Genomic DNA, 17,186 nt, shown 5'->3' with positions numbered 1-17,186 from the left:
CAAATTCAGAAAGAGGGAAAGAGAGAGATGGACACGTTACTGCTTGCACGCATTCAGTTTGCGGCAACTACCATTTTCCACTTCTTCTTCGTTCCGGTGTCGATCGGATTGGTTCTGCTGATCGCGATCATGGAGACGATGTACGTGGTCAAAGGGAAAGAAGAATACAAAAGAATGGCGAAGTTCTGGGGGAAGCTGTTCCTGATCAATTTTGCTGTCGGGGTAGTTACCGGCATTCTGCAGGAGTTCCAGTTCGGGATGAACTGGTCGGACTACTCCCGGTTCGTCGGGGATGTGTTCGGCGCGCCGCTTGCGGTGGAGGCGCTGTTCGCGTTCTTCCTGGAATCCACCTTCATTGGTCTGTGGATCTTCGGCTGGGACCGCTTATCCAAAAAGGTGCACCTGCTCAGCATCTGGCTGGTAGCCCTGGGCACCACCATCTCCGCATTCTGGATCCTGGCCGCCAACTCCTTCATGCAGAGACCGGTAGGTTTCGCGGTGAACAATGGCCGGGCGGAGATGAACGATTTCTTCGCGCTGATCGGCAATGGCCAGCTGTGGGTGGAATTCCCGCATACCGTGCTGGGCGCATTTGCAACCGGAGCTTTTCTGATTACCGGGGTGAGTGCATACAAGCTGCTGAAGAAGCAGGATGTGGACTTTTTCAAGAAATCATTCAAAATCGCGGTGATCGTAGCCCTGGCCTCTTCCTTCCTCACTGCGATCTTTGGCCACCAGCAGGCACAGTATCTCGTGAAGACCCAGCCTATGAAGATGGCTGCCAGCGAGGGACTCTGGGGCAAGAGCGGAGACCCGGCAGGGTGGACCGTCGTGGCTGCAATTGATCCGACTACCAAAGAGAATACATATGAGATCAAGATTCCATACCTGCTGAGCTTCCTCTCGTACAGCAAGTTCTCGGGAGAAGTGAAGGGGATGAACGAGCTGCAAGCCCAGTATGAGAAGATCTATGGTCCTGGCAACTATATTCCGCCGGTTCGGACAACCTTCTGGAGCTTCCGCATCATGATTGCCGCCGGCTGTCTGATGATTGTGCTCAGTGCTTACGGAGCTTATCTGGCCGCAAGGAAGCGTCTGGAGCGTTCCGGTAAATGGTACTGGCGTATCATGCTCTACAGCATTTCACTGCCTTTCATCGCGAACACATCCGGCTGGGTTATGACGGAATTCGGCCGTCAGCCCTGGACCGTGTTCGGTCTCATGCAGACGAAGGATAGTGTATCGCCCAGTGTTACCTCAGGGCAGATTCTGTTCTCCCTGATTGCGTTCTGCCTTATCTACGCGGCGCTTGCCGCCGTGCTGGTGTATTTGTTCGTCCGTACTATCAGCAAGGGACCGTATGCGGAAGAAACTGCGGATGCCCACACTCATGATCCGTTCGGCAAGGAGGATTATCATGCTGTCTCTTAATGAATTATGGTTCGTGCTGGTTGCGGTACTGTTCATCGGCTTCTTCTTCCTGGAGGGCTTCGACTTCGGCGTGGGTATGGCCACACAGGTGCTGGCCAGGAATGACACAGAGCGCCGGGTTCTGATCAACTCCATCGGTCCTTTCTGGGATGCCAACGAGGTATGGCTGCTGACCGCCGGCGGAGCGATCTTCGCGGCCTTCCCGAACTGGTATGCGACCATGTTCAGCGGATACTACACCCCGCTGGTTGTGCTTCTTCTCGCGCTCATCGGACGCGGGGTCGCCTTCGAATTTCGGGGCAAGGTGGATTTCGCAGGGTGGAAGAAGACCTGGGACGCCGCGATCTTCGCCGGCAGCTTTCTGCCGCCGTTCCTGCTGGGTGTTGTCTTCTCGGGCCTTCTGAAGGGACTGCCGATTGATCAGAACATGGAGATGAAGGCCGGTCTGCTTGACATGGTCAATCTCTATACGCTGGCGGGCGGGGTGCTGGTAGTCGTGCTCTGTTATGTTCACGGGCTTCTGTTCACAGTGCTTAGAACGACCGGGGAGCTTCGGGACCGCGCGCGCCGGCAGGCGAAGACCGCGCTGATTCCGCTGGCCGTGCTGCTTGTCCTGTTCGCCATCCTGACGTATGGGATGACCGATGTGTTCGAAGTGCGGGGTGTGCTGCTCACGATTGTGGCTGTTCTTGGGCTTGCGGCCTTTCTGCTGGCTGGGTGGTTCATATCGGGCAAAAGAGACGGCTGGGCCTTCGGCATGACAGGAACGATCATCGCCCTGTCTATCGCATCCGTCTTCATCGGGCTGTTCCCGCGGGTGATGATCAGCTCGCTGAGCAGCGCCTTCAGCTTGACGATCGATAACGCGGCCTCCGGGCCTTATTCGCTTAAGGTTATGACCATCGCGGCCTTGTTCCTGCTGCCCTTCGTACTTGGATATCAAATCTGGAGTTACTTCGTGTTCCACAAACGGGTTCACGAGACAGACCACCTCGAATACTAATGGGCCGCGAGCTGCTGGGTCTGAGAGGCATACGGCCGGTGATGGCAGCTATGGCCGGCCTGACCTTGATTCAGACTCTATCAATTATCCTGCAAGCGAAGTGGCTGGCGGAGACCGTCACCGCCCTCTTCGCAGGGGAACCTCTGCGGAAGCAATACGGAACAGCCGCGCTGTTCCTGTGTGCTTTTGCCGTACGCCAGATTACGGTCTACTTCCAGCAGTCTATTGCTGCTCAATTCGCCGAGCTTACAGGTGCCCGGATGCGGAACCAGCTGATGGTCAAGCTCTTCGAGCTTGGACCGAGATATGCGGGCAGGGAAGGTACGGGTAATCTTGTTACCCTTGTGCTGGAAGGGATCACTAAATTCCGCAATTATGTCGAATTGCTGCTGCCGCGAATGCTGGCTGGCGGGTTCACACCCATGCTGATTCTCGGTTATATCTACAGCCTGGATGTGGCTTCAGGGACGATATTGACTGTAACCATGCCCATTCTGATCGTCTTCATGATTCTGGTCGGACTTGCAGCGAGAAGGCAAGCCGAAGGGCAGCTGCAGACCTACAGAGCTTTGTCGAACCACTTTGTGGATTCCCTGCGAGGACTGGAGACGCTCAGGTTCCTGGGACGCAGCCGCACGCACAGCCAGTCCATTGAACGAGTAAGCGGCAGCTACCGGTTAGCCACAATGAAGACACTGCGAACGGCATTTCTCTCTTCATTCGCGCTGGATTTCTTCACTATGCTGTCGGTTGCTTCCGTAGCGGTAAGCCTGGGGCTACGGCTGGTTAGCGGGAATATGGTGCTTTTACCAGCACTGACTGTATTAATTCTGGCACCGGAGTACTTCCTTCCTGTACGGATGGTAGGCGCGGACTTTCATGCTACCCTGGATGGCAAGGAGGCTGGGCAGGCCATGCAGGCCATCATTAACAGCCAGTCAAGTGAGGAACTGAACGGGGAAGCGGTGCTTGAGCCGGATTACAGCTGGACTCCGCAGAGCAGACTTACCCTGACGGGACTGACCGTCACGCATGAGGAAGGCGGCAGAGCATCGCTTGAAGAGGTCACCCTGGAGCTTGAGGCGGGGATGAAGATAGGGATCATTGGAGAGAGCGGCGCGGGGAAATCCACGCTGATTGATATCCTGGGCGGATTCCTCCGCCCGACTGCAGGCCGTGTACAAGTGGATGGACGAATGATGTCTTCATTATCGGAGGCCGTCTGGCGGAATCAGATCGTGTATATCCCGCAGCAGCCTTATCTATTTAGCAGCACGCTTGAAGATAATATAAAGTTCTATTCGCCGCAGGCTTCTCTGGAAGATGTGAAGCAAGCCATAGAGGCGGCAGGGCTTGGTCCGGTTGTGGGGCAGCTGACCGGGGGATACAAGGAGATGATCGGCGGCGGGGGAAGGCGCCTCAGCGGAGGACAGGAGCAGCGGGTTGCGCTTGCCCGGGCCTTTCTCAGTGATCGTCCAATCATCCTGCTGGATGAACCGACGGCTCATCTTGACATAGAGACAGAGTATGAGCTGAAGGCGACGATGCTGGGTCTTTTTGAGGGGAAGACGGCTATACTGGCTACCCACCGGCTGCACTGGTTGCCGGATATGGATGTCATCGTGGTCATAGACCAAGGGAGGGTGGCCGAGGTGGGAAGCCACGAGGACCTTATGAGTAAGCAGGGCGCTTATTACGCGCTGATCAAAGAGCAGGAGGAGAGTGCGGAATGAGACAGGAAGGCTGGCTGAAGCCGTACATTAAGGCCCATTCGGGCCGGTTCATCCTGATTGTTCTCCTTGGGGTGCTGACGGCCTCCGCCGCCTCGATGCTGATGTTCACCTCCGGGTACCTGATCTCGAAGTCGGCCCTTCGCCCCGAGAACATTCTGCTGGTGTATGTTCCCATCGTGGGAGTAAGGACATTCGGCATCAGCCGGGCTGTCCTGCATTATGTGGAGCGGCTGGCCGGGCATAACGCGGTGCTGCGTATTGTGTCCCAAATGCGTGTGCGGCTGTACAACAGTCTGGAGCCGGATGCGCTGAGGCTTCGCTCCAAGTACCGAACCGGAGACATCCTCGGACTGCTGGCGGAGGATATTGAGCAGCTGCAAAATGTATATCTGCGCACCGCCTTTCCGGGGGCGGCTGCCGTGGTCATGTATGCCGTGGTGATCGCTGCGCTCGGCCGGTTCGATGCCGGCTGTGCGTGGATGGCCGCAGGCCTGCTGCTTATTCTGCTGGGCGTGCTCCCTATTCTATCCCTGCTGATGACAGCGAGAACTCAGGAGCGGATGAAGCAGGAGCGCAGCCGCCTGTATCAGAAGCTGACAGATGCTGTAATGGGCCTTGGCACTTGGGTCATCAGCGGAAGGACTCGGGACTTCCTGACGTCCTATGAAGCGGATGAAGCCCGGATTACAAGGGCGGACCAGGCGCTCAAAAGATGGGCAAGGCTAAGAGCCCTGCTTGGGCAGCTGGTGGTTCTCGGCGGCGTGCTGCTCATGATGTCGTGGTCAGCCGGTCAGGCGGCAGACGGCAGGATGAATGGAACGCTAATCGCCGCCTGTGTGCTGGTCATCTTCCCGCTGCTGGACGTCTTCCTGCCCGTATCTGAGGCGGTGGAGAAGCTGCCCCGTTACCGGAGCTCGCTGGGCCGGCTGAATGAAATATCTGAGGCCAGCCGGGAAGAAACGGCACGGGTCGCAGGCCGGGGCCGCGCGGCTGAAGGGGCTAAGGCAGCCGAAGCCGCTGGCGCATCCGAGGCCGCGCGGCAGGGCCATGAGTCGCCGGGAGCTGCAGAAGCCGCGCCGGTGGGCCTTGGGTGGCCGGGAGCCGCTCGCGGAGCCGGCGCTCTTATCAGCGAAGCCTTCACGAAGCCGGCCGCTGCGCATATCCAGCTTGATGGAGTGAGCTACAGCTACGAAGGGGCTGCCGGGGCTGCGGTTCACGGCATCTCGCTGGACATCCCGCAGGGCAAGCGGATTGCTGTGATCGGACGCAGCGGGTCCGGGAAGTCAACTCTGCTGGGGCTTATCCAGGGCGTGCTTGCGCCGGAGACGGGGGCCGTGCAGATTAACGGTGCAGCAGCGGAAGAGCTTGGAGACGATATCCCAAAGATCATCTCTGTACTTAATCAGCGCCCGCATCTGTTCGACACCACCGTGGGGAACAATATCCGGCTGGGCCGGGGAGAGGCAGGGGAAGAGGAGATCAGGCTGGCTGCCGGACAGGCGCAGCTTGCCCCGTTGATTGAATCTCTCCCTGCTGGATATGACACCCCCATGCGGGAGACCGGTCAGCGATTCTCCGGCGGGGAACGCCAGCGGGTGGCACTTGCGCGGATTCTGCTGCAGGACACGCCAGTCGTCATCCTGGATGAGCCGACTGTGGGACTTGATCCGAGGACAGAGCGGGAGCTCATGAGAACAATTATGGATGCCACCAGAGGCAAATCGCTGATTTGGGTTACCCATCACCTGGCTGGAACGGAGAAGATGGATGAGATCATCTTCATGGAGAACGGCAGGGTGGAGATGAGAGGAACACATGATGAGCTGATGGAGCGCAGTCCCCGCTACCGGAAGCTGTACCATATGGATCGGCCGATCTGTGTGCAGCAAGGGAGCCTTGGGGAGGACCCAGACAGGCCTTTAGCAGGATGTAAAGGATAGTAATATACGGGATAGCGATACGGATATACGCTCTATTAATCTGTAATTCTAGCAATAGAGGCGGTATCAGACCACAGGTCTGACACCGCCTCTATTTGCTGGAGCATGGAATAATGCATCCAATTCGATACTTTATTTTTAACAGCACAGCACGGCTCAGCCGCTACAATTGGCCGCTGAGCTCATTCCGCTTCTTGTTCAGTTGGGTCTGAAGGAGATCGAGTTCCTCGCCAGCCTTCCTGGCAGCTTGCTCTGCCGCATAAATCTGCTCTTCATATTCCATTCTGCGCCGCATAATCATAACAATACAGTCATGGACCGGCCTTCCATCCTGTTCCCGACGTACAGCACTCAGGAGTACGGGGACTTCAGCTCCGCTGGCGGATTGCAGAACCAGGTACATCTCGTCGATCTTGCCATTCAACTTGATCAGAGGCATGAAATAGAGCTGGAACAGAACACGGCTGGACCTTGTAAGAATGGACTCAATATGACAGTCCCGAAGCCCTTGCAGGTCGAATCCAAGTAATTGAAGAAGTGTCTTGTTAACGGTAAGGATCGTATGATCCTCCGACAAGGACAGATAGCCGCAGGGGGCAAGGTCTAACCGTTCGTCCATGAGTGCTAGATCCTCCCTTGTTCTAAAGGGCGGGTAGGCACGCTGCCACGACTGGCCAGATATTCCTGGATCAGCCGAATCGTCTCTTCAGGATGGCTCATATGCGGACAGTGACCGGTTGCCTCCATAATCTGAAGTGTGCTCTCCGGAATATGGTGATACACATATGCGCCCACTTCAAGCGGCGCAATAATATCATCCGTACTTTGAAGGATGAGAGCGGGTGTCGTCACCTTGGGAAGGTCTTCCCGGTTATCGCCATAGAAGGTGACCTCAGCGAACTGCCTGGCTATAGCCGGGTTCACCTTGCAGAAGCTCGTCTCCAATTCAGCAGCGAGACCGGGGCGTTCCAGATTCCCCATAATGGCAGGAGCGAGGTAGCCAGCCCAGCTGAGATAGTTCTTGTCCATGAGATCGAACAAGCCGTCCAGATCGCTCCGCTCAAATCCCCCGATGTAATCGGGGAGATCATTCATGTACCGAGGCGAGGGGCCAATTAGGATCAATTGACTGAAGAACTCGGGTCTCTGGATTGAAGCCAATATCCCAATCATAGCCCCGACAGAGTGACCAACAAATATCGTATCCTGGAGCCCGAGTGATTCGCAGATCTCGAGAACATCCTGGGCATAACCGTTCAGGTCTCCGTAGCGGATAGGGTTATAAGCCGATAGATCCGACTGTCCGGAGCCGACATAATCAAATAATACTGTCTGATAGTCATCCTCAAAGGCGGGGGCGACGAACCGCCACATATTCTGATCACAACCGAACCCATGTGCGAATATCATACTTGTCGTACCGCTGCCTTGTGTTGTTACATTGTTACGTCTAAGTATATCTTCAGCCATAACGAACTCCTTTCGGTGGATCTGTCCAGCCTGTATAGCTATTGTAGCACGTTTAGTTAGGCAGTAAGACAAATGTATCTGCACTATCCCCCGGATATGGAATTAAATGTTAAGTGGGGCGGCCTGGTGCTTGCGAAGTTGCAGTGTATTTCCGCGAATAAATCTCCGATTAATACAATGGGGATTAACAGCAATTTCATCTTCCTGTCAATCCTGAGGAACTCCTCACTCGGGCTAAATGACCGAACGGAAGTACGGCCTCTATCATACCGTTTGCTATTAAAAAGAAATACAAAGGGCTCTCCTAACGATCCCAAGTCGTTCGTGGAGAGCTGCAAAATAGTTCCTGCCAGCCTGCCTCAGGCGGGCTTATTGGATGAGGCCCAGCTGCCGTGCCTGTTCCTCAGTCAGGATATAAGTCTCGTTAGGCCAGACTTCATCCTCCTGGGCAACTCCAAATATCCTGGCGACTTCCTCCCAGATCCCCTTCTCCATAGCTTCCTGCTGTGAAATGATAATCTTCATATAGGTCCCCTTTCCATGCCAAAATTAAGTCTATTCTTAAGATACCCGAAAGTTGGATATCCCTAAACGGATTGAATATCTATGCACGGCAGGCTGGCTTCCCATTATTTCCAGATATGAGGCACTCTGGTACACTGTTATATAGGTTCGAGCTGCGGGAAGTACCTTATCAACATAATTTCGGAAAGGGTGTTAGTGATGGATTTGAGATACCCCATTGGCACATTTGCATTCGAGGGAGAAATCTCACAGGCTCAGAGGACAGAATGGATTCAGGACATTGATGAACTTCCGGTCAAGCTTAGGGAGGCAGTTCAAGGGTTAAGTCAGGATCAGCTTAATCTTCCTTACCGGGATGGAGGCTGGACGATTAGACAGGTGGTCCATCACGTAGCGGACAGCCATATGAACAGTTATATCCGGTTCAAGCTGGCTCTTACCGAAGAGAATCCTGCAATCAAGCCTTATTACGAGGACAGGTGGGCAGCTCTGACAGACTCTCTCACAGGAGACATAGAACTTTCACTAAGCCTGCTAGAGCCGCTTCACAGAAGATGGGTGATCCTTCTGAACGCTATGGGCGAAGCCGATTATAGGCGGGAATTCTACCATCCTGAATCGAAGAAGCTCAGCCGCCTGGATTATTCTCTGGGTGTCTATGCCTGGCATGGCAAGCATCATACCGCTCATATTACCGCTTTAAGAGACCGGCTGGGTCTTTAGAAGACATACTTTACTTTTATGAAAAGGGTGTGGATTATGGCTCAAATCAAGGTATACGGAATTAAGGAGCATCTGAAGCCCATTCAGAGGGAACTCTCCTCTATTATTCATGGCTGTGTGGTAGATGCATTCTTGTACCCGGCGGACAAGAGATTTCACAGATTCATTCACCTGGAGCGGGAGGACTTTCTATATCCAGAGGACCGTTCGGATAAATATACGATTATCGAGATCAGTATCTTTGAGGGGAGAACGGTAGAGTCCAAGAAGAAGCTGATTGCGATGCTGTTCGAACGGGTAGAGGGTGAGCTGCATATTAAGCCTGATGATATTGAGATTACGATAATTGAGACGCCTAAGTGTAATTGGGGGATTCGGGGACTGCCCGGGGATGAGCTGCAGCTGAATTATAAAGTGGACGTCTAAACATGCTGCTGCGGTGAATTAAGTCTATGCTGAATAGAGGAGGAGAATCCTTGAGATAGTAAGACCTTGATAAACATAGGTTACCGCCACAGATCTCTCAATTAAAATGAGGAGGTAGAGAACCATGTCTGAACATTCCGCTGAGAGTAGACTTAGAGAGCTGAACATCGCGCTCCCTGAAGCGAGCCAGCCTGCGGCGCGATACGCCAACTATGTCATCGTTAACGGGCTTATGTTCGTCTCGGGCAAGGGGCCGTCCGGCCACCCGAAGGGAAAGCTTGGAGTTGATTACACTACAGAGGAAGGCTATGAATTCGCAAGGCTGGCAGGACTTGAGGTGCTTGCGGTGCTGAAGTCGGCTTTGGGCTCACTCGATAAGGTAATCCGGGTTGTGAAGGTCCAAGGCTTCGTGAATGCGGGGGCGGAGTTCGAAGAACATCACAAGGTGTTGAATGGGTGTTCCCATCTATTCATGGATGTGTTCGGTGAGCGCGGGATTCATGCAAGGTCAGTGTTCGGAGCCGTATCAGTAAGAGAGAATCTGCCCATCATTGTGGACTCGATATTTCAGGTTGAGGAGTAAGACATCTGGCGCCCCAAGCATTTGTTGAGATGAAGAGTAGAACAATGGAAGCGGACCAGACTTTCTGCAAGTGTGAAGAATAGCGCAGTGATTGCGCGCAATAACAGCTAGAATAGAGATACCCAGAATTTCACACACACGGTCCGGCCAGGAGCATCACGTTCCTTGAGCGGGCCGTGTTCTTTTTATATACGAAGAGTCCTCTGCCAGACCATCCAGGCAGCATGTTCGTTCCAGCCTCGCGGAGAAGGGAAGCCGTCTGTAGGGAGAATCCACTTGCTTCCAGAATATGTGGTGCAGATCCAAGCCTGCGGGTAAAAGTAAACAGAGGTGCAGTGGTAGCCGGGCGATGAGCGGGACGGGCCTGAGCAGATTTTTTGATAAGAGGCTAAGCCTACATATACACAAAAGGAGTGGAGTTAACCATGAGTATGATTGGCAATCTGAAGCAAATCTCTGAGGAGACTCTGGATCTGATTATCAAAGGCGAGGTTGACCCGGAAGCGGTCGTGTTCGATGAGGAGGATGAAGGGCTGGATCTGGATAAATCCTGGCATGCGATCCACTTCCTTCTGAACGGAAGTGCCTGGGAGGGCGAGGCGCCGCTGTTCAATGTGATCTTGGGCGGGAAGGAAGTTGGTGAAGACCTTGGGTATGGGAAGACAAGGTATTTGACCAATAAGGAAGTACAGGAGGTTACGCTGACCTTGGTGAACATTACCGAGGAGGACCTGAAGCAGCGCTTTGACGCGGCTGTGATGAATGAGCTGGAGATCTATCCTTTTGATGACTGGTCCGGGGACGAAGAGATGGATTATGTGCTCTCCTACTATACGGATCTAAAAGAATACTATATGGAAGCAGTCCGGCAGGGGAATGCCATGCTGCTGTTCATCTCATAGAGTACTGGAACAGAGACGGCCTGAGGGAGGGAATCCCCTTCCCGGAGTGCCGAAGAATGCTTGGGTGAATAGGACAAACCTAAATCCGCTGAAGCCTCTTTATCGGGAAAATGGACCAATGCCCGCGAGCTGCTGGGTAGAGGCACATGCTCTTCGAGGCGGATGTACGTAGGATGTACTCTAATCCTTAGGAGGTGTCCAATTGAGCGCTGAGCATTCGTTAGTTAAGTCCCACGGAAGAAGACACAAGGTATGCAGGGTCTGTAGAAGTAAGAGAGCACATCACAAGAACATTATTGTTAAAAAGAAAATTGTTAGAGTGAGCTGCCCGCCGCCTGTTGTAAAAGTAACCCCTGTTCCAGGTCCTCCGGGACCTCAAGGAGCCCCAGGCCTGCCTGGGCCGCAAGGGATTCCAGGTGCGGTGGGACCCGTCGGTCTGCAAGGACCCGCCGGCCCTGTCGGGGCAACAGGTCCGCAAGGCCCAGCCGGACCCGCGGGAGGCATCTCCGATTTCGCCTTTCTGTGCAGTGACGTAGCCCAGACTATAGCTCCAGCCCCGGCACCGGGCGGCCAAGGAGGAGCGGTTACGTTCAACAACTCGCTGATCAACGCGGCGGCGGTTACCTTTACCCCCCCTTCGACTATTGTCATCAACACAAGCGGGGTCTACAAGATCACCTGGGAGGTCTTCCCGACCCCGGGCAACAGCGCCTTTGGATTGTTCTTTGATCCTGCCGGCGCTGCTCCGGCCGCCCTGGTTCCATGCAGTAACTATGGGACCAACGCGGGTAACAACCCTTATACAGGCCAGGTAGTTACTGCTCTATCCGCTGGGGGAACCTTGACGCTGAATCGTATCGATCCTACAGGCACTGTGACACTCCAAAATGCGATCGGCGGCGGTACACCTACAGTGAGTGCTTCCCTGGTTATTGAGAGATTAGCCTGATGCCCAATGAAGCGGCCATGATATCATATGGCCGTTTTTTTATTTGAAAAGATTAATATCACCCACCTAATTAATGGTAAAATATAAAACAGAAGGCAGCGTAAAACAGATGTTGGAGGTTATCATGGGTGTTTTCTTAATTATAATTGCTTTTGGGTTCTTCGCAGGTTTCTTTGCACTTATCTTTCCCCAGAAGTTCTGGGAATGGCTGTACTTTGGACTTAAACCCTACAATAAAGGCAAGCTGGGCTGGCGGGGGAAGGGATTTATCCGCATATGCGCGATTATTCTCATGTTGCTTATTGGCAAGATGTCTGTTCAACACTTCAATTAAGGAACTTAAAGGAGTGCTAAAGTGAGGAGCTTATCCAAGCCGAAGAAAATAGCAGCCTGGACTGTCATTCTCCTTCTTATCTTCGGGAGCTGGGGCGGTAACATATGGTATTACCGGAGCATGCAGCTGGCAGAGCCGCTGTTCCTGAATAGTTACACCACACTGAATGCCACAGAGGGCGAAAGTATCAAGCTGGTCTATCTGGAGAACAAATATGGCACCAAGAAGGTGACAGGGATACAGATTGATGAGCTGCCGCAGTTGAGCTTTATCTTCTCAGAAGGGAACAGCGGGACGTATCACAAGGAGATAAAGGCCTTTGGGGGATTCAAATCCCAGGAGCAAGGGCCGGTGATCAAGGAGCCCATTACAATTAAGGAAGCCACCGTCTACTATAGCGAGGGTCCGCCCCGCAAGGTCCCGATTGGGGAGCTCCAGGTTCTTCCCGCTTCCCAGGCGAACGTTGTTGAATTCTATTCGTCCTCCGCTTCATCGGGTGGATCGGGTTTTACTAATGGAACGATGCTGCAGTCCGCTGAACTGGAACGAATCGATTTCACCTTTAGTGACCGGCTGAAGCCGTACCTGCAGCTTGAGCTGGAGGATCAGCCGATTGAATCCCTTGAATATCCTGTTTCTTTGCAAAAGGGGGACCGCTTGTCGATCTCCTACCGATGGGAAGTACCGGAGCACGACCCGGTTGCTTATGCTAATTATGAGCCTCAGTGCAGGCTTGAATTCCGTCTGAAGGATGGCCGCAAGGTGACCCAGACCTTTATAATCAACGGTAATTTGAACTTGAGCGAAGAACAGATGAAGCGGCTTGTCCGGTCAGAAGGTGGGCTGAAGTAATGGAACTAAGAGAACTGAAAGCACCTTTATCCGGAGCTTTCCGCCAGCTTGGCTGGGGACTTGTACTCGTTATGATTAATATTAATATCAGCGGGCTGGATATCCTGCCTGACTTCATCGGATATATTATGGCGGCCTTTGCGCTGAATCAGTTGGGCCGGAAGCATACCTCTTTCACAAAAGCCAAATGGACAGCGGTCATCTTGATTGCCGCCTCGCTGGTCCAGATCATTCAAGGGCTGGGGGCTAACTTTCTATATCTAGGAGACAAGACGCTGCAGCTAAATCTGCTCTCGGTGGGCGTGCTGATGCTGTATACGCTGCTGGTATATTGGATATTTGAGGGGCTGATTGCTGTAGCGTGGGCACATCAGCTGCGTCAACTGCGGCATGTGGCAGCTATGCGGCGAGTCTACTATTTAACGGTAAATGTAATTGTCATGATCTTGCTGCCATTCTCACTATATGTGCCGGATGTGTTGACGATTGTCGTATTGCCTGTCTTCGGGCTGCTGTCCTTAATAGCCTGGTTCTTGTTAATAAGATTATGCTTTCGGTATGCCAAGGAATATATTGATACAGAGAAGATATAAAGTCCAATCCATTAGAGGCAGAGATTGCCGGAATATGGTACTATTCTCATAATTTTAATGCTGGATTAACAATTACTTGCAACTTCAGAATCATGCGTATACTACTATAGGAGTATGCGGATAAGTCAGGCACTCAGGTTATAACGGAAGAAATTGAGCGAGCGGTAGAACAGGCGGCCGTTTCTTAATGATACTGTACAAGGGGGGCTTAGGATGATTTCACAGATTGGAGAGATTGCGGAAGTAATCCCACATGTCTACGTGGACACGAAATGTGAGGAGGTAGACCAGATCTTCAAGAGCAACCCTAAGCTTCAGGGCGTTGTTGTGCAGAGCGGCAGCCAGCCGGTGGCTTTGGTGATGAGGGCCAGGTTCTATCAACGGATTGGCACTCTGTACGGGTATAATTTGTATATGGGCCGACCGGTGGAGCTCGTGATGAACCAGAGTCCGCTAATAGTGGACTATAGCGAGAACATTACCGAAGTAAGCAAGCTCGCGATGGCGCGGGAGGAAGAGGAGCTCTACGACTATGTGATTGTGACAACGGGCGGGCAATTCCATGGTGTAGTCAGCATCCGGAATCTGCTGCTCAGCTTCGCCGAGATTCGGGCCACCATTGCCAGCTTCCTGAATCCCCTGACCGGACTTCCGGGCAACCTCACCATTGATGAGAGATTGAAGCTGTCCCTGACTCAAGAGACCTTCAGTGTCCTGTACTTCGATCTCGATCACTTCAAAGCCTACAATGATATATATGGATTCAAGGAAGGGGACAAGCTGATTCAGGCTACGGCTTCTATACTTCGCAGAAATGTGTCACAGCCCGACTATTTCGTCGGACATATCGGAGGGGATGACTTCATTGCGATCTTGAATGATTTCGCTTATGAGGAAGTCTGTAACAGCGTCATCCGGCAGTTCGACCATACGATTGCAGCCTTTTACTCCAAGGAGGATCTCGAACGCCAATATGTGGTCAGTGAGAACCGATTCGGTCAGGTCGAGACCATTCCGCTCGTCAGTATCTCGATTGCTGTAGTCACCAATGAATTCCGGCAGTTCTCAAGTATTGAGGAGATCGTCAGTGAGTCCGCTAGGATTAAGAAAATATGCAAGAAGCACAAGCTCAGCTGTTATTACACCAATATAGAGAAGCAGGTTAACTTGATATAAGCAGTTAGACAGCCGCAGAGAATGCGGCTTTTTTGTTGTGTAGATATAATCTGCGGTTCTGGCCGGAGAGGAGAAATTATCTTTTTTTTGTTAAGTTACAGTATGTTATAAATTAAGTTACAAAAATACTGAAAAGAAAGGAATGTGGTTAATAACTCAAGCTCTATATCTTGATAAAATGAGAAGTGATTCAGATAAGAGCCTATTTTAATACCCTATTATAATGGTACATCCTGTTATTTTCAGCTGATAAAAAATGTCCTAAATTTGTTGCACAAATATAACTTTATGCATTACTTAACTTTTCGACTTCGGGCGCCGATATATGGTTAGTAATAACTTCAGTTTTATCTGAACTATGTAGAAATAGGTGGGAGAAGTCTATGGATAAGGATCAACAAAAGAATGTCCGCGGGGGAGCTCCGCGCTGGCTTCATCAGTGGGGCCAAATGCTGCGGGACCCGAATACGGGCAAATGGAAGCTTAATCCGAAGAAAAGTGTTGGGATCAGGTTGTTTTTATTTTACTTTATCGGTGTTTTTATTATTGTCAGTCTGGTAGGCGGACAGTCCTACTCTATGGCAAGACAATCGATTATGGACGAGGTATCGGGCTTCTCCGAGCAGACCATAATCGAGTCCAGTAAGAATCTGGACATGGCGTTTGGCAAATATCAGGATGGCTCGCTGCAATTTATCGTGGATCAGAAGTTCCTGGAGGACCTCCGAACGCTGGCTTCTATGAAGAAGAACACTCTTGAGTACATGGAGCAGCAGAAGGCTATGAACGCTTACCTCAAAAATTCAGCTTCTTCCGATGAGAATATTCGTTCTATCACACTGTTCAAGCCCGACGGATCGGCTCTATCCAGCTCTGCGGACCTGAATCTGGATACCCTGCCGGCTCAGAAGTGGTTCGCCACAGCAATTAAGACAAAAGGGGAACCTGTCTGGATACCGGCCGCCTCCGACGGCTTTATCTGGATGGGACGGCCAAGCTTCGGTCATGCGCGGGTCATGCGTGATTATGACGGGACTATCGCGCTGCTCTTTGTCGAGATCGATATGAAGGCTTTGTCGAACCGCCTGGGTGACATGAAGCTATCCGATTCCAAGGAAGGCAGCGCAATAAACATTTACGATCCTGCGACAAGTCAGACGATCTATTCTACCGCGGGTACGGCTATCGGAAGCAAGCCTGCTTTTACCGTTCCTGCGGAGAATGTCAAGGCTGCTTCGCAGTCCGGCACTTTAACCCAAGATGACAGCGCAGGACGCCAAAAGCTGTATATCTACAGCAAGTCGGACATTACCGGCTGGTACCTGACCGGAGATATCGTGGTTGAAAGCCTGCTGAAGAATGCGAACCGGATTCTGACCTTCCTGATCTACGCCCTGATCGCATCCGCGCTGGTCGCGGTGGTACTGGGTGCTATTATGGTGCGGATGTTCGCCCATCCGCTTGTGAAGATGCGTGATCTCTTGAATGAAGGGGCCAAGGGCAATCTGACCGTACGCACGGATATTAACAGCAAGGATGAAATCGGGGAGCTGGCTGGCAGCTTCAATATGATGATGGAGCAAATCTCGACCCTTGTCAGACAGACCCTAAATTCTGCAAAAAGAGTGATGGCTACAGCAGGCCAGCTTGCCGATGTGTCCCGCCAGACCTCTGTCGCCGCTACGGAAGCGACCGAGGCCGCCGAGCATATCGCGAAAGGGGCCTACTCCCTGGCTCTGGAAGCGGAGAAGGGACAAGAGATGACCACGCTGATTGATCAGCAGATGACGGAATTTGTGAACACCAATGTCGAGATGAACAATGCGGCTGTTCAAGTGAGTCAGTACAGTGAGCAGGGGACCAGCTACATGAGTGAGCTGACGGACCAGACTACTACTACGGAGCAGATTACCCGTGACATGATGGACCGGGTGAATCATTTAAGCGAGAGCACCTCATCTATACACAAAATTCTGGATGTCATGAAGGAAATGACCCAGCAGACAAATCTGTTATCCCTTAACGCCAACATTGAAGCGGCGCGGGCCGGCGAGGCAGGCAAGGGCTTCATGGTCGTAGCCAATGAAATCCGCCGGCTGGCTGATCAATCCCGTTCTTCGATCGATGTGGTCACTGGGATTATCAGCAGGATTCAGGAGGAGATCGGAGACACGGTTGCTGAAATGTCCAAAGCCTATCCGTTATACCAATCTCAAGTGGAGACGGTGAAGAACACGGACGGAATTCTGCAGAATGTCCGCCATCAAATGAGCCAGCTCATTGATAGATCCGAACAGGTTGCCGGGTCGGTAGACGAGCTGAAGAACGCGCAGCTTGTACTAAGCACCACAATCTCGAGCGTAAGCTCGGTCTCCCAGGAGACGTCCGCGTCTACTGAACAGGTAGCCTCGCTGAATACGGACCACCTGAAGATGAGCGACAAGCTGGTAGAGCTGTCTGGCGAGCTGGAACAGCTCTCCGTATCGCTGCGGGACACACTGGCTTCTTTTCAGGTGAACTGATGTACCAACATAAACGGGCTATTG

Annotated in this window: 17 protein-coding genes; 14 read left to right on the top strand and 3 right to left on the bottom strand. The window is 52.5% G+C overall.

The window, feature by feature from the left end:
• The first annotated feature begins 27 nt into the window (after positions 1-27).
• From LDO05_RS17350 to LDO05_RS17335, 4 genes are read left to right on the top strand one after another with little or no spacing between them, the layout of a single operon-like run.
• A complete protein-coding gene (locus LDO05_RS17350) occupies positions 28-1,431 on the top strand; it encodes a cytochrome ubiquinol oxidase subunit I (protein ID WP_251376562.1) in 1,404 nt (467 codons plus the stop codon).
• Positions 1,418-2,434 (top strand): cytochrome d ubiquinol oxidase subunit II, encoded by a 1,017-nt coding sequence (cydB, locus tag LDO05_RS17345; RefSeq protein ID WP_251376561.1) that lies wholly within the window; start codon positions 1,418-1,420, stop codon positions 2,432-2,434. Before LDO05_RS17350 ends, cydB begins: the two co-directional genes overlap by 14 nt.
• Entirely contained in the window at positions 2,434-4,167 is a 1,734-nt protein-coding gene (gene cydD, locus LDO05_RS17340; protein WP_251376560.1) for a thiol reductant ABC exporter subunit CydD, read from the top strand. The genes cydB and cydD overlap by 1 nt, the downstream gene beginning before the upstream one ends.
• Positions 4,164-6,107, top strand: a complete 1,944-nt coding sequence (locus tag LDO05_RS17335) for an amino acid ABC transporter ATP-binding/permease protein (protein ID WP_251376559.1) — start codon at positions 4,164-4,166, stop codon at positions 6,105-6,107. The genes cydD and LDO05_RS17335 overlap by 4 nt, the downstream gene beginning before the upstream one ends.
• Positions 6,108-6,270: 163 nt before the next feature.
• Here LDO05_RS17335 and LDO05_RS17330 read toward each other — a convergent pair whose 3' ends face one another.
• The 3 genes from LDO05_RS17330 to LDO05_RS17320 all read right to left on the bottom strand — a co-directional run bounded on the left by LDO05_RS17330 (position 6,271) and on the right by LDO05_RS17320 (position 8,102).
• A complete protein-coding gene (locus tag LDO05_RS17330; RefSeq protein ID WP_251376558.1) occupies positions 6,271-6,726 on the bottom strand; it encodes a PAS domain S-box protein in 456 nt (151 codons plus the stop codon).
• Positions 6,727-6,731: 5 nt separating this feature from the next.
• On the bottom strand, positions 6,732-7,577 hold the full coding sequence (locus LDO05_RS17325) for an alpha/beta fold hydrolase (RefSeq protein WP_251376557.1): 846 nt from the start codon (positions 7,575-7,577) through the stop codon (positions 6,732-6,734).
• Positions 7,578-7,946: 369 nt separating this feature from the next.
• The gene (locus LDO05_RS17320; RefSeq protein ID WP_251376556.1) at positions 7,947-8,102 is read right to left on the bottom strand and encodes a hypothetical protein; all 156 of its coding nucleotides are present in this window, start codon (positions 8,100-8,102) and stop codon (positions 7,947-7,949) included.
• A gap of 198 nt (positions 8,103-8,300) precedes the next feature.
• On the opposite strand from LDO05_RS17320, the gene LDO05_RS17315 reads away from it, so the two are divergent.
• The 10 genes from LDO05_RS17315 (at position 8,301) to LDO05_RS17270 (ending at position 17,162) form a co-directional block, all read left to right on the top strand.
• Entirely contained in the window at positions 8,301-8,825 is a 525-nt protein-coding gene (locus LDO05_RS17315; protein WP_276575597.1) for a YfiT family bacillithiol transferase, read from the top strand.
• A gap of 36 nt (positions 8,826-8,861) precedes the next feature.
• Positions 8,862-9,251 carry a tautomerase family protein gene (locus tag LDO05_RS17310; RefSeq protein ID WP_251376554.1) on the top strand — a complete coding sequence of 130 codons (390 nt, stop codon included), beginning with the start codon at positions 8,862-8,864 and terminating at the stop codon, positions 9,249-9,251.
• Between the two features lie 124 nt (positions 9,252-9,375).
• Positions 9,376-9,834, top strand: coding sequence for a RidA family protein (locus tag LDO05_RS17305; RefSeq protein WP_251376553.1), 459 nt, complete (start codon positions 9,376-9,378; stop codon positions 9,832-9,834).
• Positions 9,835-10,259: 425 nt separating this feature from the next.
• The gene (locus tag LDO05_RS17300) at positions 10,260-10,736 is read left to right on the top strand and encodes a YfbM family protein (protein WP_251376552.1); all 477 of its coding nucleotides are present in this window, start codon (positions 10,260-10,262) and stop codon (positions 10,734-10,736) included.
• 202 nt (positions 10,737-10,938) lie between these two features.
• Positions 10,939-11,685, top strand: a complete 747-nt coding sequence (locus LDO05_RS17295) for a collagen-like protein (protein ID WP_251378794.1) — start codon at positions 10,939-10,941, stop codon at positions 11,683-11,685.
• 124 nt (positions 11,686-11,809) lie between these two features.
• Complete coding sequence (locus LDO05_RS17290) at positions 11,810-12,019, top strand: hypothetical protein (protein ID WP_251376551.1); 210 nt, start codon at positions 11,810-11,812, stop codon at positions 12,017-12,019.
• Between the two features lie 21 nt (positions 12,020-12,040).
• Complete coding sequence (locus tag LDO05_RS17285; RefSeq protein WP_251376550.1) at positions 12,041-12,871, top strand: hypothetical protein; 831 nt, start codon at positions 12,041-12,043, stop codon at positions 12,869-12,871.
• Complete coding sequence (locus LDO05_RS17280) at positions 12,871-13,464, top strand: hypothetical protein (protein ID WP_251376549.1); 594 nt, start codon at positions 12,871-12,873, stop codon at positions 13,462-13,464. The genes LDO05_RS17285 and LDO05_RS17280 overlap by 1 nt, the downstream gene beginning before the upstream one ends.
• 213 nt (positions 13,465-13,677) lie before the next feature.
• Complete coding sequence (locus LDO05_RS17275) at positions 13,678-14,640, top strand: GGDEF domain-containing protein (protein WP_251376548.1); 963 nt, start codon at positions 13,678-13,680, stop codon at positions 14,638-14,640.
• 383 nt (positions 14,641-15,023) lie between these two features.
• A complete protein-coding gene (locus LDO05_RS17270) occupies positions 15,024-17,162 on the top strand; it encodes a methyl-accepting chemotaxis protein (RefSeq protein ID WP_251376547.1) in 2,139 nt (712 codons plus the stop codon).
• Positions 17,163-17,186: the final 24 nt, after the last annotated feature.

The sequence above is a fragment of the Paenibacillus sp. YPG26 genome (assembly GCF_023704175.1).
Classification (GTDB): Bacteria; Bacillota; Bacilli; order Paenibacillales; family Paenibacillaceae; genus Fontibacillus.
The sequence above is the reverse complement of the archived record's forward strand: the minus strand, read 5'-3'. Positions and strand labels throughout refer to the sequence as shown.